Source organism: Mycobacterium sp. C31M (genome assembly GCF_053345865.1).
Genome location: NZ_JBKFAX010000004.1, coordinates 232,078 through 250,873, shown reverse-complemented (window position 1 = coordinate 250,873; position 18,796 = coordinate 232,078). Strand labels below are relative to the sequence as shown.

Sequence of the window (18,796 nt, the reverse complement as noted above, 5' to 3'; positions counted from 1 at the left end):
TCAACGAAAGCCGTGAACTTCGTGAGAATGCCCACTCGGAAGAACGAGCAAACGTCCGCCGCTATTTCTTCCGCCGACTCTCCGCGCACTCCTCTGGGCGGTTCTTTTTCATCCAGGCCCGCATCGGCCAGAACAGCAACCACAGCACCGGGTAGACGGTCACATAGAACAGTCCGTAGACCACCAAGCAGCCCAAGATGCCCAGTACCCAGCCCGGGTATACCAGGATCAGGCAGAACTGGACGAACTGTTTGAGCACCACCGGTTGCCCGTCCGCCATGTGCCAGACGGTCTTCGGATGCAGCGCGTGGACGAGGTTGCGCCAACCCGACGGTTTCGGCTCCGCGGGTGACTCGCCCGGTTGCGCACCGCTGACGGGCTCGGTCATGGCGGATCTCCAGTCCTCGGTGCCGTTAGCGGCGTGCTGATTCCGCTTGCGTTTCTAGCACGCAGGCGCCGAGTTCACCCGCCCAATCGCGGTTACTGCCACAACCGCAGGAGTGTTTGCTACGACAATTAAGTCAGAAATCCCAGTCCTCATCCTCGGTCACCACGGCCTTGCCGATCACGTAAGAGGAACCCGACCCGGAGAAGAAGTCGTGGTTCTCGTCGGCGTTCGGGCTCAGAGCCGACAGGATGGCCGGGTTCACATCGGTCTCGTCCTTGGGGAACAACGCCTCGTAGCCCAGGTTCATCAGGGCCTTGTTGGCGTTGTAGCGCAGGAACTTCTTGACGTCCTCGGTGAGGCCGACCCCGTCGTAGAGGTCCTGGGTGTACTCCACCTCGTTGTCGTAGAGCTCGAAGAGCAACTCGTAGGTGTAATCCTTGAGCTCGGTGCGCTTGGCCTCGTCGACCAGCGCCAGCCCCTTCTGGAACTTGTAGCCGATGTAGTAGCCGTGCACGGCTTCGTCGCGGATGATCAGCCGGATCATGTCGGCGGTGTTGGTCAGCTTGGCGCGGCTGGACCAGTACATCGGCAGGTAGAAGCCGGAGTAGAACAGGAAGCTCTCCAACAGGGTCGAGGCGACCTTGCGCTTGAGCGGGTCGTCACCCTTGTAGAAGTCCATCACGATCTGCGCCTTGCGCTGCAGGTTCGGGTTCTCCTCCGACCAGCGGAAGGCCTCGTCGATCTCGGCCGTCGAGCACAGCGTGGAGAAGATGTTGCTGTAGCTCTTGGCGTGCACCGACTCCATGAACGCGATGTTGGTGTAGACGGCCTCCTCGTGCGGGGTCAGCGCGTCGGGGATCAGGCTGACCGCGCCGACGGTGCCCTGGATGGTGTCCAGCAGCGTCAGGCCGGTGAAGACCCGCATGGTGAGCTGCTTCTCGTGGTCGTTGAGGGTGCCCCAGGACGGGATGTCGTTGGACACCGGCACCTTCTCGGGCAGCCAGAAGTTGCCGGTCAGCCGCTCCCACACCTCGGCATCTTTGTCGTCTTGCAGACGGTTCCAGTTGATGGCCGAGACGCGGTCGATCAGCTTCATTCCATCGGACACCTTGGACCCCAATTCGCTATGTGGTGACTGCTGCCACGACACTACAACTGGGGGACGACAACGCGCGCCAACACAACAACTTGTGTCTGGCGTGTCGCGGCGCCGGCTCAGCCGACAGCGTGCTCGGAGGTGTCCTGACGCCGGACGGCGTTGTGAATCGGCTGGTCGGGGTCGATCTCGACACCCATCAGTTCGGCGGTGCCGTTCACCGCGCCCATCATGATCGTCGTCATGTGCGCGACGAAATCGTCGGCGGGCATCCGGCGGGTGCCGTTCTCATTTCCGCCGAGCCACCAGTCGGTCGCCGATGCGGCGGTGCCGAACAGCGCGAAGGCCGCGAGATCGAACACCTCCGGCTTGAGGTTCATGTCCTTGAGTTCACCGCTGACCATCTCGGCGATGGCCAGGGTGATATCACGGCCCCGGTTGACGGTGGACATCGCCGCGGCGGAATGATCGGCGAACCGGCCCTGCAGCAGGAACCGGACCACGTTCGGATGTTGGTCGACGAGTTCGACGTAATGGGCGACGGCCCGGCCGATGACCTGGCGGGCCGAGTCGGTCTCGATGTTGATCGACGGGATGACGGCCGCGTACAACATGTCTCGCATACGCTCGCCGATCTGGGCGAACATGTCGGACTTGTCGGTGAAGTGCCGGTAGATCTTGGGTTTCGCGGTGCCCGCCTCTTCGGCGATCTCGCGCACGCTGACGTTGGGGCCGAGCCGGTCGATGGCGCGGAAGGCGGCCTCGACGATCTCCGCGCGCACCTTCTTCCGGTGCTCGCGCCACCGCTCACTGCGCGCATCGACCTTCACGCCGGGCTGTCCCGGAAGGGGAAGCGAGGGTCTACGCACCCGTCCACCATACCGGGGGTGGTCGCTGACCTGCTCAGACAGCCCTGCCCGGCGCGGCGGAAGCGGCCGACGACGCCTTTGCTCGCGCAGCGCGCGGCGAACGACACGAGTAGCATCGCAATGTCATGCCCACTTTCACCGAGACGAGCGAATGACTGCCCGATACGACGTTGTGATCGCCGGCGGAGGCCCTTCCGGCTCGGCCGCCGCCTGGCAGGCCGCCCAGACCGGCGCCAAGGTGGTGGTCCTGGACAAGGCCGAGTTCCCCCGGTCCAAGCCGTGTGGAGACGGGCTGACCGCCCGCGCTGTCAGCTATCTGCAGAAGATGGGTCTGGCCGACGAGGTCGCCACCTATCACAAGGTCAACAAGGTGACGGTGTACAGCCCGAGCGCCTGGGAGCTGTCCTTCCCGCGCCGCCCCGGCATGCCCGATCACGGCCACACCGTGGCCCGTGAACACCTCGACACCGTGCTACTCAAGCACGCGGAGTCGGCCGGGGCGGAGGTGCGCCAGGGCAGCGAGGTGGCCGGCCCGGAGTTCGACGCCAACGGCCGCGTTGTCGGCGTTGTGCTCAAAAGTGGCGAGAAGGTGCTCGGTGATGCCGTCATCGCCGCCGACGGCGCCTACTCCCCCATCAAGCGCGCGTTGAAGCTCGACTCCGAGTACAACGGCTACTCGGCCATCGCGATCCGCTCCGAGATGCAACTGAACCGGCCCGACAACGACAGCCTCGACATCTACCTGAAGCTGCTGTTCCAAGGCGATCAGCTGCCCGGTTACGGGTGGGTTTTCCCGATGGGCAACAACGTGTTCAACATCGGCCTGGGTTATGTGAACAGTTATAAGGACTGGCAGGCGATCAACGCCACGCAGTTCCTCGGCGAGTTCCTGCGCACGCTGCCGCCCGAGTGGGAGGCGCCGCCGATCGAGGAACTCAAGAAGAACAAGAGCGTGCGGGCCTGGCGACTGCCGATGGGCTTCACGGCCTGGCCGCCATGGCAGCCGGGTGTGCTGTTCACCGGCGACTCCCTGGGTGCCGGCAAACCGGCCTCCGGTGCGGGTATCTCCAAGGCGTTGGAGTCGGGGCTCGCCGCCGGTGAATGCGCGGTCGCGGCCCTGCAGAACGGTGGACCCGACGACTTCACCAATTACGCGCAGCGGATGGAAGCCGCCTGGGGCAAGGAGTACCGCCGCGGGCGCTACATGCACAAGTTGATCGGTTATCCGAAGATCGCCGACGCCGGGATCAAGTTGATCGACAACGCCGCGTTCCGCGACCGGATGCTCAAGGCGCTGTACAAGAAGGCGCAGGGGCCGCAGCACTCGGTCAAATAGCGCTTCCGGATGGCCAATTCGGCACCCTATTGTGTCGGTGGCGCCGGGTAGACCTGAGCCATGGCTTCTGCGCAGCTGAGCGCATTCATCTGTTACCGCGACCCTGCGGCCGCGGTCGGCTGGCTGCGCGAGATCCTCGGGTTCGACATGGTGCGCGGCTTCGGCGACGGCGAGCGGCTCTTTCACGTCGAACTGCGCCGGGGCGACGCAGTGGTGTGCGTGCAACACGACGACCGGGGCTACGACGTGCCGGCTCCGAAGGGTGACTGTGTCGGTTCCGGCTTGTATGTCGTGGTCGACGAGAACGAGGTCACGGCCATCCACGAGCGTGCCATCGATGCGGGGACGACGGTCCTGATCGCGCCGGAGACGACGGCGTGGGGGAACTTCCGAACCGAGTTGCTCGACCCGGAGGGCCGACAGTGGTCGATCGGCACCTATCACCCCGGTGTCGGAGGCGGTGCGTAGCGTCAGGCCCATGGAACAACGCATCAGCCTGATCACCCTCGGCGTCGATGACCTCGGGCGGGCCCGCGCGTTCTACGAGCAAGGGCTGGGGTGGAAACCCAAGGACGCACCCGAGGGAGTGGTCTTCTACCAACTGCCCGGTATCGCCTTGGCCCTGTTCGGCCGCGACGATCTCGCCGAGGACGCCCATCATCGGGTCGACGGGCGGTTCAGCGGTATCACCATTGCCATCAATCAGCGCACCGAAGTCGATGTCGACGCCGTACTGGCCCAGGCCGAAGCGGCCGGAGCGACCATCCTGAAACCGGCGGAGAGAGTCTTCTGGGGTGGCTACTCGGGATACTTCGCCGATCCCGACGGTCACGTCTGGGAGGTTGCGCTCAACCCGGAGTGGACCATCAATGACGATGGCACGCTGACGATCTGAGCTGGGCGTGAGCGTGGAATACGGCCGCGTCACCCCGCCACATATTGGGAGCGCCGATCATCGCGAGATCGGCGGTGCCGGGATGAGTCCGGGCCATAGGTGGTGATTCGCGAGCCACGGCGTTGGCGGAGTCCGACGATGTGTTGTCGGTCGTCGCCGAAGGGAATTGTCCCTTCGGGACTATCCTCGTCGGTGCTGACGACGCGGTGCTCGGTGAGGGCCGCAACGACAGGACAACGAGTGGCGATCTGACGGCATATGCGAGCGATGACGATGCGGTGGATTTCCGGATGAGTCGGAATTGGACATCGACTGTGCCGAACTGGTCGGCCGCGGCGAGCCGAGGTGGCCAGTCCGGTGCCGGAGGTCCAGGCACTCGACGTCACGCGAAGGCATCAGCCCCTTGCGCCCGTCCTACGGCACCCGGATATCAGGGGAGGTTGATGCGCCAGTACAGTCCGACCAGGAAGTCCGACAATTCAGCGGGACTGATGTCGATAAGTCCCTCCGCCCATGAAACCAGCAGTTCCGAAGCCGCACCCGAAACCGCCAGCGCTCTCATGCGAGCAGCTACCGGAACGCGTTCGGGGTCGCTCAGGTCAGATCCCGACCAGAAGAGGAAGTTCTGCGCGGCACGGGCAAAAACCTCATTACGCTGCAGGCCGACTCTGCCGCCTTTTCCGAGCGCCTCGACAAAGATGATGCGGATCATCCGCTGGTCATCGGATAGCGAGTCCAGCGCGGCTCGCAACGCGATCGATACCCGCGAGATGGCATCCTCGGGAGCACCAACAATAGCCGAGTTCACATCACGTTCGATCATGTCCATTGCCAGCTCGAACACAGCACTGAACAGCGCTTCGAGATCCGGAAAACTCTCGTAGAAGTACCGCTCGGTCAACCCCGCCTCGGCGATCACATCCTTGATCCTCACGGATCCGGAATCTTTTGAGCCGAATAAGTTCATGCCGGCGGCCACCAGCCGGCTTCGCCGCTCGGCGACCCGTTCCTCGGTCGTAGCCCCACCGTAAACGCGGCTCGTGCGCGAAGCCGACAACTGTACTCCTCACCACCGTGTACCTTGCTCGGGCAAGCATATGCCGCCGCGCCACAGACCGGGTGACCGAGGGTCGCATCGCATAGCCCGGGAAGGCCGGGCGCTGCCGCACCGAGCGAGATCCTCCGAGCCCGATCAGTCAAGAAGGTCGGCGATCTCCGAACTGATCTCCTCCGGTGTCACCGTCGGCTCGAAACGGCGGAGCACCTCGCCATCGCGGCCGACCAGGAACTTCGTGAAGTTCCACTTCACCTCGTCGGTGTCGAGCGCCTCGGGCCGGGTGGCCTTGATGTGGTCGTAAAGCGGACCATTCGAGGGGCCGAAGTCACCTGGGGCTTGCGCGCGCAGATAGGCGTACAACGGGTCGGCATCGGGACCGTTGACCTCCACCTTGCCGAAAACCGGGAAGGTTACGCCGTAATTCGTCGAACAGAAATCCTGAATTTCGGCATCCGAGCCGGGTTCTTGCTCACCGAACTGATTGCACGGGAAGCCGAGGATCTCCAGTCCACGGTCGCGGTTCTCCTTGTACAACGCCTCGAGACCCTCGTACTGTGGGGTGAATCCACACTTGCTGGCGACATTGACGATGAGTGCCACGCGGCCGGCGTAGGCATCGAGTGATTGCGTGGAACCGTCAGCGGCAGTCGCGGAGAATTTGTGAATTGTCATGTTAGGCAGGCTAATTGACTTCGCGCTGTCACGCAACGCGTACGTAACACCTGCACCGGTGTTCCCCGGGGGATTGCCCCCGGGGAACACCGGCAGCTTGAAATCTGTTCGTGTTCAGCCTGTTTTGATCAGTGCCGACGCTCAGGCACCGCTTCCAGCAGCGGTCAGCGCCTGGGACGCCCCGGTCCGGTCTTCCTCGAATGCCTGGCTCATCTGGTCGACGTTGAAGTTGACTGGTTTGTTGATCCCGGCCCGGAACTCGAAGTGCCGGATCAACTTCGGATCCACCGGCTGCCCAGTGAACAGTTCACCCGGCAACGGGCCGACCCGTTTGGCCGTCTTCTCCAGCAATGCTCGATCCAGACCGTAGAACTCGATCGCGTTCTCCCCCAGAATGGCTCGCGCCTCAACCTCGGGCACCGACCCCAGTGTCGCGCGGATCCAGTCGTGCGTGTTCGGCCACGTTCCCTCGAAATGCGGGAAATCGCTACCGAACATCAACTTGTCAATTCCCACCTCATGGCGCACGGCCACATCGCCGTACCGCATCAGCGAGGTTCCGCAGGCGCAGTGCCGTGCCCAGTACTCACTCGGCTTCAGCTTCATCTGCCCTGGGTTCGCCGCATGCGCGCGTTCCAGGAAGTCCAGCGTCACCGGCACCCAATCGGCGTGGATCTCGCTGAAGGCGACCTTCAACTTCGGGAACCGGTCGAACACCCCGCCCCACATCAACTGCCACAACGGCCGTCGTTCACCGAACGTCTCGAAGAGCTCGCTCAAGAAGGAGTTCGTCCCGGCACCATCGGGTGCGGCGTCCGGATCGAACTTGGGCAGCATGCTTTCGTCGAGTGCCGCCAATCCTTCCCCGCTCGCGGCCTCACCACTGGTGCGGCTGAACATGCTGCGTATCCAGCCGACCACGAAGCCCTGCGCATTGCCGAAACCGGCGTGGATGTGCACGACCATGCCCAGGTCCTGGCACGCCGCCCACATCGGGTCCCACCAAGCGTCATACAAGGGCGGCAGGTCGTCGGGCGCCGACCCCGGCGTCATCGGCGGGAAGATGGCGTGGAAACCCGACTCCCGGGCACGCTCGATCTCGGCCACCGTCGACTCCCAGTCCGGCCACGGATAGATCAGCGGCACCCCCAGCAAGCGACCGGGAGCTTCGGAACAGAAATCCTGCAAAAACCGGTTGTGCGCTTGTGCGCCCGCCTTGCGCAACTCGTTCGATCGCCGCGAGTTCTGCGGATCGAGAAACGGCACGAAACCGATGGGCCCGAACGGATGTAGGAATTCGGCGGCGATGCCCTCGGCCTCCACGTGGCGCAGCCGCCACACCGGATCGAAGTATCCGACCTCACCCGCCCGCGACACCACCCCGCGCTTGTCGTACACCTCGAGCGATTCCTCGGGCGCCGGGTAGCCGGTGAGCCCGACGACCTGGTTGATGACTCCCACATCCTCGAGGTAGCCGTCGAACGCATCGTGGTACTTCGAGTCGACATAGTCCTTGTACATCTTCGGCGGCAACGACACGTGCGAATCCGCCGAGACCATCGTGAACGGCTTCAACTCCGGGCTGGACAAAGTGGACGCGTCCGCTTTCCGGACGTCAAAACTGACTCGCATCAGTGTTCCTCTCAGGCTGTCGATATCTGACATATCTCCATGTCAGTTTCTCTCTGTGATGTAGCCCGTGTCAAGCATCTGCCGTGACACAACCCACACTCTGTGCGCCACGGCAGCGGCCCGACGACGCTAGATACGCGACACGCCTGGAACATCTCCGAAATCGTCACCGAGCGCTTGTCGCATTGCTTCGGTGAAATTGGGGTCTGTATAGAACCGTTCGGAAGCGACCAAGCCATCTTCGAAGGTGAGGATCGTCAGATCGTGGCTGACAACATCGGGCTCGAAACAGTCGAAACGGACTGCCACCTCGATGGTCATCGAGTTCGGCGCCGCGCCGACGATCCTTTGCTCGGCAGACAGGGGCTGAGGGCCGGCGTACATGCGTCGATACATCTCGCGTACTGCATCCCTACCCTCCAGCCGCCACCCCACGTTCATGAGTTCGTAGTGCGGCTCCGGGGCGACGGTTTCCATCGTCCCGTCGAGGTCCTGCTCCAGCTCCATCAAACCGTGCCGGAAGAGCGCAGCCTGCAGTCGGGCGACCTCCTCCGGGTCCACAGCTTCGACGCCGATCTCGGTATGTTCAGCAGTTTCCGACATATTGCCCTCTCTCCAGGTCGACCTTCAAAACCAAAGTGTTGTCAGGGGTATCGACACGGTCATCTGGGGTTCGTGGTGGCCGCGAGAGCGGTGATGGCACCCGCACGATCGCTGGCAAACGCCTCGTTCATCTGATCGACATCGAAGTTGATGGGTTTGTTGATGCCCGCCCGGAATTCGAAGTGCCGGATCAACTTCGGATCGACCGGCTCGCCGCTGAACAGTTCACCCGGCAACGGGCCGACCCGCTTGGCCGTCTTCTCCAACAAGGCGCGATCCAACCCGTAGAACTCGATCGCGTTCTCCCCCAAGATCGCACGTGCCTCGACCTCGGGAACCGAGCCCAGTGTCGTTCGGATCCAATCGTGCGTGTTCGGCCACGTCCCTTCGGTATGCGGGTAATCGCTCCCGAACATCATCTTGTTCAGACCGATCTCGTGGCGCACCGCCACATCGCCGTAACGCATCAGCGATGTCCCGACCGCACAATGACGCTGCCAGTACTCCGTGGGCGTCAGCTTCATCTCACTTGGCACAGCCATATAGGCCCGATCCAGATACGCGAGTGTCGCCGGCAGCCAATCGGCGTGGATCTCGGTGAACACCACCTTCAGCTTCGGAAACCGGTCGAACACGCCACCCCACATCAACTGCCACAACGGCCGACGTTCGGTGAACGATTCGAAGAACGCGGATAGGAACGAGGGCGGCGCCTCGCCTTCGGCGTCGGGATCGAACTTGGGCAGCATGCTCATGTCGATCATCGAGAGGATGTTGCCGCCTCCGGCCCCGTCGGGGTTGCCGAAGGCTTGCCGCGCCAACTCGGCAACCGCACCCTGGGGATTGCCGAAGCCGGCGTGGATGTGCACTGCCAGACCCAGGTCCTGACATGCCGCCCACATCGGGTCCCACCAGGAGTCGTACAGGGCCGGCAGATCCCCGGGCGCACCCGCGGTGTAGGGAGGGAAAATAGCGAAGAAACCCTGTTCCCGGGCCCACACCATATCGGCGACCGCAGCATCCCAATCCGGCCACGGATAGATGAACGGCACCCCCAGCAGGCGGCCGGGAGCCTCCGAACAGAACTCGGCCAGAAACCGGTTGTGCGCACGTGCCCCCGCCATCCGCAACTCGGGTGAACACCGCGAGTTCGTCACATCGATGAACGGCGCGGGACCGATCGGTCCGAGCGGATGTAAGAACTCCGCGGCAATCCCCTCGGCCTCCACCTGACGCAGCCGCCACACCGGATCAAAAAAGCCGACCTCACCGGCGTTCTCGACCACACCACGCTTGTCGTAAACCTCCAGTGCCTCCGGCGGGAACGGATACCCCTGCAGATCGACGACCTTGTTGATCAACTCGATGTCGTCGAGGAAAACACCCCACGAGCCGTGGTACTCGGAATCCAGATACTCCTTGTACATCTTCGGCGGCAACGACACGTGCGAGTCCGCGGAGACGATCGTAATCGGTCGCAGTTCCGGACTGGACAGGGTGCTCGCATCGGCATTCCGCACATCAAAACTGGCTCGCATATCGCGCCGTTCCCATCGTTGGCTGATCGATCTATCTGATACCGGCAGGTATCAGTTTTCTCTCCACAGCCGCCCAGGTCAAGCATTTTGAGTGGCTTGGCCCACGCTTCTCCACTGTGCCGCAGCACATCACAGCGGATCTGGCCGGCAGGCCGGCTGCGAGTCACTATCAGGGGAGCATGCCGACGGCTTCGGCGAGCAACTCGACCTGCCGGGACCAGTCACCCACCAGTGTCACCGTCACCCGCTCGACGCCGGCTTCGCCCAGGGCGGCCAGCTCCTCGGCGATCTCGGCCGGAGTTCCGCCGGAGATCATGGCGTCGGCAACCTCGTACGGAAATCCCCACATCCCGGCCGGGTCCGCCATAGCTTTCACCGCGGCCTGACGATCGGGCATCGTCGGATCGCCGGCGATGGACGCCGTCACGAACCCCGTGACGGCGGGCGTCGGACGGCCCTTGGCCGCGGCCAGTTCAGCCAGGCCCTGGCGGATCCGCCCGATCTGGGCCGGCGGTAACGGTAGGCCGTACCATCCGCCGACATCGACGGCCCTGTTCAGGGCCGCTTCCGAGATGCCGCCCACCAGCATCGGCGGAACAGTCGCACCTGGAAGCAACCGGTACTCGACACCGTCCTCCCCCGGCGCCGGACGGCCGGCGATCAGATCCGGGAGCACCCGCAGCGCCTCGTCGGTCAATCGGCCGCGCCGCCGTCGAGGAACGCCCACGGCTCCCCAGGATCCCGGGTGGCGGTCCTCGCCGATACCGACACCAAAGATCACCCGGTCACCGGAGAGATGCTGCAACGTGGCGATCTGCTTGGCCACCCAGGCCACCGGCCGCAGCGGCAGCACCATGATGCCGAAGCCCAGCCTGACACGTTCGGTGGCCGAAGCGACCGCAGCCAGCACCGTGACGCTCTCATGAAAGGCCATCTGACTGCCGGCCACCAGTTGATCGATCACCCACACCGACTCAAAACCCAAGGCCTCGGCGTGTCGAGCAGCCGCCACAACATCCGGCGGTATGTCCGCCGTAGGACTCATGGTGGGCAAGAAGACCCCGACGCTCGGTCCAGACATGTTGCACTCCTTCATTTTCAGATTCGCCAACGACGGATACGGGGTCCACTCCGAGCACAAACCGTGCGTCGACAATGGGTGGCCAAGGCTGTCGGCCTGCTCTCCAACCCCTCCGGTACAACAGGTTTCGAGGCCCGCCGACGGGCACCAGCGCTTGGAAGCGGTCCTGCTTGAGGTCGCCTGCCGCGAGATTAGCTCAATCCGACACGTATACGTGTCAGATTTGGTAAATTCGCAAACGCCCAGCTATTGACAGTGTTCCGGCGGCGGTTCTACGGTCGGACTCACAACAGATAGATTGATCTACTTCACGCGCGACGTCCTCGGGGCGGCTATTCCGTTTCACTCTGCTTCCTGCGGGATCCGCTGCAACGCACCGGATCCCCAACCGCCTTGGAGATCGAACCATTCGGACGGTACCGAACCACCACATCCGGCCAGCCCGCCGCAATGACAACAAATTTGGAGCTACGAAATGTCCGCATCTGTCTACGCACCGGAGGCACACCTGTCCCCGGCTCAGCGCCTTGAGGCCGGTCCGATGGTCGCCGACCTCGACACCACCCAATGGCCGATGGAGCTCGACCCCGAACGCTACCGGTCACAAGAATTCGCCGAACTTGAGCGCGAGCGGCTGTGGCCGCACACCTGGCAGATCGCCTGCCACGAGTCCGAAGTACCGGAGCCGGGCTACTGGTTCGAATACACGCTGCTCGATCAGTCCTATTTGATCGTCCGCGGGAATGACGGCGTGGTTCGAGGTTTCATCAATGCGTGCCGACATCGCGGCAACGCCTTGTGCGAAGGGCACGGCCATTCCGCGCGCCTCACCTGCCCATTCCACCTTTGGCAATTCGAACTCGATGGCCGTCTCCGCAAGATCTCCGACGAAGAAACCTTCGGCTCCTGCGACAAGGCGAACCTTGGGCTGGTCCCCGTCCAGACCAGTCTCTTCGGCGGATTCGTCTTCATCAATCCGGACCCCCACGCGCGCTCGCTCGACGACTATCTCGGGGACGACGTCAAGGCGCTGCTGGAGCCCTACCGAACGGAAGAGCTGATTCCGTTGGGCCTCAACGTGAGCCAGTCTCTGGCAGCGAACTGGAAAATTGGCATCGAAGCGTTCATCGAGCAGTATCACGTACACGCCATCCACCCCCAGGTGCTGACCACCAGCGATGACCAACAGATGCACTACGGATTCTTCGGCGACCATGACGTGTTCACCGTGGCCTACGCGGTTCCGAGCCCGCGCCTCGGCGATGTCGGACCGGAACGAATCGTCAAAGGTTTCGGCTCGATGGCCGAGGCCATCCAGGGGCCCGGCGCAAGCAACCCTATGGAAGAACTCGTCACCCCCTACCTCGACGCGGCCGGCAAGATTGTGTTCCCCCCGGGTGTCTCGGTCCGCACCCTCTTCCAGCAGGCGAACCGCGCTGCGGCGGAGGCCGAGGGACAAGACGTCTCCGGCATGACCGACAACCAGATGAGTGATGCTCATTCCTGGTTGCTGTTCCCGAACACAACCATGGTCGTCCGCGCACGTGAAACGCTGCTGTTCCGGTTCCGCCCCGACCCCTCCGGCGATCCGAACAGATGCATCTTCGACGTGGTCAACTACCAGTGGGTTCCCCCGAAGGATCGCGAGAAGCTTGCCACGCCGCACAGCTGGATCCCGGAAGACCAGAGCCTCGGTCTCGTGCTCGACCAGGACCGGGAGCAGATCCCGCGCCAGCAGCGCGGTCTGCGCAACCGGGCGCTCAAGAAAGTGGTCCTCGCACGCAGCGAGGCTCGTATCGGCCATTTCCACAAGACGCTGGATCGATATCTCGGCATCCAGCCGACCAGCTAGCAATATGACCGAGAAGGTGTCGTGAGCGAGCCTGGCCCGCATATCGTGATCATCGGCGGCGGCCACGCCGGCGGCTCGGCCTCGGCAACCCTGCGACAACACGGATTCGCCGGGCCCATCACCCTCCTCGGAGAGGAGGTGGTCGTCCCCTATCAGCGGCCGCCGCTGTCCAAGGCGTGGTTGAAAGGAGAGGCCGATGCCGACTCGCTGGCGCTGCGGCCGGCCAGTTTCTATGCCGAACGCGATATCGATCTGCGGCTGAACCAGAAGGCGGTCAAGCTCGACCGCCTCGCCAAGACGGTGCACACCGACACCGGCGGAGCGGTCCACTACGACACGCTGATCCTGGCCACGGGTGCCCGCGCGAGGCCGTTGCCGGTACCTGGCGCCGACCTCGATGGGGTTCTGTTCCTACGTAATTCGGCAGACGCCGAGATGCTCAAGGCGTCGTTGGGCAAAGGCAAACGCCTGGCGGTGATCGGGGGCGGCTATATCGGACTCGAAGCGGCTGCGTCCGCCCGAGCCCTGCACGCCGAGGCGGTGGTCATCGAGGTCATGCCGCGCGTGCTGGCACGGGTCGCCTGTGAGCAGTTGTCGACCTTCGTTCAGGATTACCATCGCGCCCGCGGCGTGACGTTCGAACTGGGCGTCGCCGTCACCGCGTTCGAGGGCGAGAACGGTCGCGTCACCGGGGTGGTGCTCCAGGACGGGCGGACAATCCATTGCGACGCAGCACTTGTCGGGATCGGCGCCGTTCCGAACGCCGAGCTGGCGCAGGAAGCGGGCCTTGAGTGTGCTGACGGCGTGATCGTGGATCTGACCGCCCGGACGTCGGATCCCGACATCTTCGCGATCGGCGACCTGACCCGCCGACCCATGCCGCTCTATGACCGCGACATCCGCTTGGAAAGCGTTGCCAACGCCTTGGAACAGGCCAAACAGGCCGCCGCGGCCATCGTCGGCAAGCCAACGTTACGGCCTGAAGTCACCTGGAACTGGTCTGATCAATACGATCTGAAACTTCAGATCGGTGGGCTCGCGGTGGATGCCGACTCGGTCCTGCTGCGCGGAGATCCCGCTGCCGGCAGCTTCGCCGTCTTTCACGTGAAGGGCGAGGTGATCCGTGCCGTGGAAGCGGTCAACGCCGCACCGGAATTCATGGCCGGAAAACAGTTGATCGCCTCGCAGAAGCCGATTGCCCGAGAACGACTTGTGGACATGACGGTGTCGATGAAAGAGGTTGCCGCCTAACGCACTCCGAAGGCGGTGAAAGGGAGCACATGGCCAAGATCACTTACATCGAGTACGACGGTACCGAGCATGCCGTCGACGTGAAACCCGGTTTCTCGGTGATGGAAGGGGCAGTCAGAAATGACATCCCCGGCATCGATGCGGACTGCGGCGGTTCGTGCTCCTGCGCCACGTGCCATGTCTTCGTGGACGAGGCGTGGCTGAGTCGGACGGGCGAGCGCACCACCATGGAAGAAACCATCCTCGACTTCGCCGATGGCGTCGAGGCCAACTCACGGTTGTCGTGCCAGATCGAGGTGAGCGACGCCATGGACGGCCTGATCGTACGCATGCCCGAAAGCCAGCAGCACTGACACCGTCGACGCGCTCTAGGACGGCACCCGCTCGACCGCCACATAGGTTTCGTTCAGCGCCGGAATCTGGCTGAACGGATCGAGTTGGACGCTCGACACCAACAGATTCCGGTTCGCGCCGTGCACTTCAGGCATGACACTGCCATCTGGTGCGTATACCGTTGAACCCCAACCATGCTCGGTAGCGATGACGCCCGGACGCATCGCGTCCGAAACTCTCGCCGGGGCCACGATGCTGTTGACTGCACTCCACACGCGGACCGTGTCACCGTCGCTGATCCCGTTGCGCTGGGCGTCCGAGGGATGAATCTCGACGACGTTCGTTCGCGTCCGCCGGTGCAGACCCGGATTTTCGTTCAGGAACGAGTTCATCGACTCCAGTCGACGCCGGCCGATCATCAACAGCGGAAACCCCGGTGGCGGACAGGGCGCAGGAAGTTGGGCCAGCCTGCGCACCTCGTCCATCAACTCGGGATCAGCCAGATTGACGACCTGGCTCGGCGTGCGCAGTACGGATTCGAGCTGTCCGTACTCTTTTTCGGCGTAGATCCAGCCGTGTGGGTGGTTGAGGATGTCCTTCCACTTCAGGCGCCGGCCGAGTCTGACGAGGGCGCGCTCGATCCATTCCGGCCGGAAGGCCAGAGCCCGCTTCCCGGTGATCTTGGCCAGCCATCGAGTCGCCCGGATGAACGTGTTGACGCCGCGTGTGCCGAACATCGGCCGCTTCATCGCTATTGCGAGATCAACGAAGATCTCCCATTCCTGCCGGCTGCCCGGCGGAGGTGCCACAGCTCGGCGGCCGTACTGGACATAGGGTTCGTCGTACAGCGAGTGGATGAGCGCATGAAGCTCGTCGCGTTCCAGCCAATGGGTGCCGGGCAGGATCCAGTCAGCATGGCGCTGACTCTCCCGCTGGACGAGATCGATGGCCACCAACAGATCGAGCGCGGCAAAGGCACGATCGAGCGCGGCCCCATCCGGTCCGGATACGACGGGATTTCCCGCCAGTAAGAACATCGCCTTGATCTGCCCGGGGCCCGGCGTGGTGATCTCGTCGGCGAGTTCGGCCACCGAATGGAACCCCGCCACCGGTTCGAGGCCGCGGATGCGGCTTCGATGTGTGGCCGGCGGCGTGAACCGGCCCCACAGCCCGACGGTGTCGACATAGCTCCGTTCGAATCGACGACCACCGGGGACATCGATTCGCCCGGTGAGATGGTTCAAGACCATGGACAACCATTCCCCGACGGTCCCGGTGGGCGTCTGCGACACGCCCGTCCGCGCGCTGCAGAAGGCCGTTCGCGCTGTGGCGAACCTCTCGGCGACATCGGCGATCAGTGCCACGTTTACCCCGGCATGAACCGCGAGCTGCTCGAGGTCGACCGCCTCTGTGAGCGCTCTCAGTTCGGCTACCCCGGTGATCTTCGGCCGCACATCGGTTGCGATCCAACCATTTTCGAACACGACCTTGATGATGCCGAGCAGGAATGCCCAGTCACCGCCGGGCCGGATCGGTACGTGTGTCGTCGCGCTCGCGGCCGACTCGGTGCGCCGGGGATCGACCACGATCAGATCGGCCCCGCGCGCTTGAGCAGCGAGGACACGCTGCCAGCCATCAGCCACCGCGTCGACCCAGTGCATCTTGCTCACCGCGGGGTTGGTCCCGATGAGCAGGAAGCAATCACATTCATCCACATCAGGAATCAGCGAGATCAGCGGGGATCCATAGAGCTTTTCGCTCACCACGTGCACATTGTTCTGGTCGACCGAACCGACCCAGAATCGATTTCCCGTCCCGATCGCGTCCAGTAAGCCGGGAAAGAAGATCGACGTTGCCATCGAATTGCCCGCGGGATTGCCGTGGTAGGACCCGACAGCGTCGGCACCGTGGTCCTCGATGATCCGGTTCACACGGGAGGCGATGTCGTTGATCGCCTCCCGCCACGTTGCCGGTTCGTAGTGGTCCCCCACCCGGCGCATGGGCTCCACCACCCGACGCGGGTGGCCGACGAGTTCGCCGGCAGTGCGACCTTTGGCGCAGAAATCCCGCCAGGTGTAGGGGTTCTCCTTGTCCGGACCGATACGCGTGATCGAGTTCGTCGCCTCGTCGACGGTGACTTTCAACCCGCAACTCGAAGCGCAGATCCTGCAGTAGGTGATGACGGTGCGCTCACTGGAATCCACGCGATTGCCGTTCCCGCACGTGTCGCTTCGAGGTTCTCGGGATAAATGCAACCGGGCCGTCATCGGTCACGGCAGCAACCACTCCGCGTTCGTCCGGAAGAACTTGGTCGTGATCTCCTCCCCCAGCGGCTCGACCCTGGCCAGCATGGTCTTCATCGAGTCCTTCGTACCCTCGACATGCGGGTAGTCGGTCGAAAAGCAGAACACATCGGCAAGATTCGGATCATCCTGGATGTATCGGTCGACCGGCTCGAAGTTGAACGGCGACACCCGTACGTTGCGGGCAATGTACTCAGAGGGCTTCAGCGGGAATTTCGCTGCGGCTGCACCCGGGAACACCTTGACGTACATATCCATCCGGCGCGCGGCATTTCCGATCCAATGGGCCCCGACCTCCATCATGCCGAGCCGCAGCCGGGGGAACCTCTCGAACACTCCGCCGAGGACCATCGCCGACACATAGTTGTCGAGCGCCATGTGCACCGTCGAGAACAGCTGGATGTTGGCGTTCGGGATCTCCGGGGACTGGAACAGGTCCAGGAGTGTCTCGGCGATCATCCAGCCCGGATCCAGGAAGAAGAACTCGGTGCCGATGTGCAGCGTCACGGCAACATCGTTCTCCTCCAAGAGCCGCCACAGCGGGTCCAGCGACGAGTGCGCCGGCGAGACACCACCGGGCGGCACGTCCGCCTGTATGTACACGGCGCGCACGCCGGCCTCGACCAGCCTCCTGGCTGTGACGACCATGTCGTTCACATCGGGTTGGGTGGTGACGATCCCGACCATGCGGATGCGTCCATCGGCCAGATCCACGTTGTCGATGACCCAGTCGTTGTACGCCGTCAGGAACAGGTTCGTGAAGTCCGGCCTGGACATTCCCTCGAACACCGAAAGGTCACCGCCCCAGCGCATTGCATAGGCGGCGTCGTTCATGCCGCCGACCATCATCGCTGCGATCGCAGTGGTCGGAAAGACCAGCTGCTTGTCGATGCCCATGGCATCGAGAACCTCGACGCGCCGTCCGAGATCGATCGCGCTCGGCGCCGACGGGCCCTTGACCTTCCAGATATCGTCGGGGTCGATCTCCCTCGTGTCGCCCACGATGTCCGGCTGACACATCGCGTCCGCATTCCCCGGATTCTGGTCGGCGGCTGCAAGAATATTGCCCATGATCCGGCCGGGTTGGCCGAGGACATCCTCAAGCAGGTGACTCGGGATCATCTCGTGACTGTCGACATCATGCGCAAGGAGTTTCATTGCGACCTCTCAAAGTATTTGGGATCGCGGCTCATTCGGGACCGCCATCCGGGGAGAGCCGATCGGTGGCGTGCCGCACCGGAGGATGCCGCACACCACCGATCGGGCTGTGAGCTGTCAGTGATTCGGACGGGCGGCGTGCTCGGCGGCGCGATCCAGCCGCGGAACCGGCGGCGGACCCATGGTTTCGATCCTCGAAACACCCTCGATCTCACCGAAATCCGGACCCAGGATGTCGTTCATGACCTTCGCGAACGGCGGCTCCATGAACATACGCTCACCGCTGATCTTGCCATTCTCGAAGGAGAAGGCCGTCGAGTACCGACTGGTGACTCGCTCGCCGGCGTCGTTGTCGTAGAACACGAACGCGTCACGGATCATCGCGTCGCCATCTGCTGAATAGGCTTGAACCCTCTTCTCCGCCCAGATGTTTCGCTTGTCCGCGCCGCTGAGCCAGCGGTTGTAGAGCTCCCGGACAGCCACCTCGCCCTTGATGTGCCAGCCCATGTTGGGCAGCTCGTACTGCGGATTGTCCGCGAGGGTCGCCATCACCGCTTCGACATCGTTGTCGAATTCGGCGATCTCGTGAACGATGAGGATATGGTCCATCTCCTCGGCGGTCATCTTTGCCATGCTTGCTACCTTCCGTGCTTTCGATGGTGGACCTGACGGGCTGCCGGTCCATGACTTGTGAATTGCCGCCACACGTGACGATCTGGTGTCGGATTTCGT

The 18,796-nt window shown here is 63.3% G+C and carries 18 protein-coding genes; 6 read left to right on the top strand and 12 right to left on the bottom strand.

What is annotated here, in order from left to right; all coding sequences use genetic code 11:
* Nucleotides 1-61 precede the first annotated feature (61 nt).
* The 3 genes from ACLBYA_RS08285 to ACLBYA_RS08275 all read right to left on the bottom strand — a co-directional run bounded on the left by ACLBYA_RS08285 (nt 62) and on the right by ACLBYA_RS08275 (nt 2,353).
* Nucleotides 62-388: a hypothetical protein gene (locus tag ACLBYA_RS08285; RefSeq protein WP_447708903.1), complete on the bottom strand. Its 327-nt coding sequence runs from the start codon at nt 386-388 to the stop codon at nt 62-64.
* A 133-nt stretch (nt 389-521) separates the two neighbouring features.
* Entirely contained in the window at nt 522-1,484 is a 963-nt protein-coding gene (nrdF, locus tag ACLBYA_RS08280; protein WP_447708902.1) for a class 1b ribonucleoside-diphosphate reductase subunit beta, read from the bottom strand.
* A 119-nt stretch (nt 1,485-1,603) separates the two neighbouring features.
* Entirely contained in the window at nt 1,604-2,353 is a 750-nt protein-coding gene (locus tag ACLBYA_RS08275; protein ID WP_447708901.1) for a TetR/AcrR family transcriptional regulator, read from the bottom strand.
* 151 nt (nt 2,354-2,504) lie between these two features.
* Here ACLBYA_RS08275 and ACLBYA_RS08270 point away from each other — a divergent pair, with 151 nt between their 5' ends.
* Genes ACLBYA_RS08270 through ACLBYA_RS08260 form a run of 3 tightly spaced genes read left to right on the top strand, consistent with a single transcriptional unit; the run spans nt 2,505 to nt 4,584 of the window.
* Nucleotides 2,505-3,689, top strand: a complete 1,185-nt coding sequence (locus tag ACLBYA_RS08270; RefSeq protein WP_447708900.1) for an NAD(P)/FAD-dependent oxidoreductase — start codon at nt 2,505-2,507, stop codon at nt 3,687-3,689.
* Between the two features lie 60 nt (nt 3,690-3,749).
* Nucleotides 3,750-4,157, top strand: coding sequence for a VOC family protein (locus tag ACLBYA_RS08265; RefSeq protein ID WP_447708899.1), 408 nt, complete (start codon nt 3,750-3,752; stop codon nt 4,155-4,157).
* Between the two features lie 10 nt (nt 4,158-4,167).
* Nucleotides 4,168-4,584 (top strand): VOC family protein, encoded by a 417-nt coding sequence (locus ACLBYA_RS08260; protein ID WP_447708898.1) that lies wholly within the window; start codon nt 4,168-4,170, stop codon nt 4,582-4,584.
* Between the two features lie 430 nt (nt 4,585-5,014).
* Here ACLBYA_RS08260 and ACLBYA_RS08255 read toward each other — a convergent pair whose 3' ends face one another.
* From ACLBYA_RS08255 to ACLBYA_RS08230, 6 genes are all read right to left on the bottom strand, one after another.
* Nucleotides 5,015-5,641 carry a TetR/AcrR family transcriptional regulator gene (locus ACLBYA_RS08255; protein WP_447708897.1) on the bottom strand — a complete coding sequence of 209 codons (627 nt, stop codon included), beginning with the start codon at nt 5,639-5,641 and terminating at the stop codon, nt 5,015-5,017.
* 135 nt (nt 5,642-5,776) lie between these two features.
* Entirely contained in the window at nt 5,777-6,313 is a 537-nt protein-coding gene (locus tag ACLBYA_RS08250) for a glutathione peroxidase (protein ID WP_447708896.1), read from the bottom strand.
* Nucleotides 6,314-6,454: 141 nt separating this feature from the next.
* A complete protein-coding gene (locus ACLBYA_RS08245) occupies nt 6,455-7,945 on the bottom strand; it encodes an amidohydrolase family protein (protein WP_447708895.1) in 1,491 nt (496 codons plus the stop codon).
* 129 nt (nt 7,946-8,074) lie between these two features.
* Complete coding sequence (locus ACLBYA_RS08240) at nt 8,075-8,548, bottom strand: nuclear transport factor 2 family protein (RefSeq protein WP_447708894.1); 474 nt, start codon at nt 8,546-8,548, stop codon at nt 8,075-8,077.
* Nucleotides 8,549-8,607: 59 nt separating this feature from the next.
* Nucleotides 8,608-9,993, bottom strand: coding sequence for an amidohydrolase family protein (locus ACLBYA_RS08235; protein WP_447708893.1), 1,386 nt, complete (start codon nt 9,991-9,993; stop codon nt 8,608-8,610).
* Nucleotides 9,994-10,255: 262 nt separating this feature from the next.
* Nucleotides 10,256-11,167 (bottom strand): LLM class flavin-dependent oxidoreductase, encoded by a 912-nt coding sequence (locus tag ACLBYA_RS08230; RefSeq protein ID WP_447708892.1) that lies wholly within the window; start codon nt 11,165-11,167, stop codon nt 10,256-10,258.
* Between the two features lie 475 nt (nt 11,168-11,642).
* Here ACLBYA_RS08230 and ACLBYA_RS08225 point away from each other — a divergent pair, with 475 nt between their 5' ends.
* From ACLBYA_RS08225 to ACLBYA_RS08215, 3 genes are read left to right on the top strand one after another with little or no spacing between them, the layout of a single operon-like run.
* Nucleotides 11,643-13,019, top strand: coding sequence for an aromatic ring-hydroxylating oxygenase subunit alpha (locus ACLBYA_RS08225; RefSeq protein WP_447708891.1), 1,377 nt, complete (start codon nt 11,643-11,645; stop codon nt 13,017-13,019).
* A gap of 21 nt (nt 13,020-13,040) precedes the next feature.
* On the top strand, nt 13,041-14,270 hold the full coding sequence (locus ACLBYA_RS08220; RefSeq protein ID WP_447708890.1) for an NAD(P)/FAD-dependent oxidoreductase: 1,230 nt from the start codon (nt 13,041-13,043) through the stop codon (nt 14,268-14,270).
* A 29-nt stretch (nt 14,271-14,299) separates the two neighbouring features.
* A complete protein-coding gene (locus ACLBYA_RS08215) occupies nt 14,300-14,623 on the top strand; it encodes a 2Fe-2S iron-sulfur cluster-binding protein (protein WP_447708889.1) in 324 nt (107 codons plus the stop codon).
* A gap of 15 nt (nt 14,624-14,638) precedes the next feature.
* On the opposite strand, the gene ACLBYA_RS08210 is transcribed toward ACLBYA_RS08215, so the two are convergent.
* The 3 genes from ACLBYA_RS08210 to ACLBYA_RS08200 form a co-directional block, all read right to left on the bottom strand.
* Nucleotides 14,639-16,870 (bottom strand): molybdopterin-containing oxidoreductase family protein, encoded by a 2,232-nt coding sequence (locus ACLBYA_RS08210; protein WP_447708888.1) that lies wholly within the window; start codon nt 16,868-16,870, stop codon nt 14,639-14,641.
* A gap of 3 nt (nt 16,871-16,873) precedes the next feature.
* Nucleotides 16,874-18,064: an amidohydrolase family protein gene (locus tag ACLBYA_RS08205; protein ID WP_447708887.1), complete on the bottom strand. Its 1,191-nt coding sequence runs from the start codon at nt 18,062-18,064 to the stop codon at nt 16,874-16,876.
* A gap of 117 nt (nt 18,065-18,181) precedes the next feature.
* Entirely contained in the window at nt 18,182-18,688 is a 507-nt protein-coding gene (locus ACLBYA_RS08200; protein WP_447708886.1) for a hypothetical protein, read from the bottom strand.
* Nucleotides 18,689-18,796: the final 108 nt, after the last annotated feature.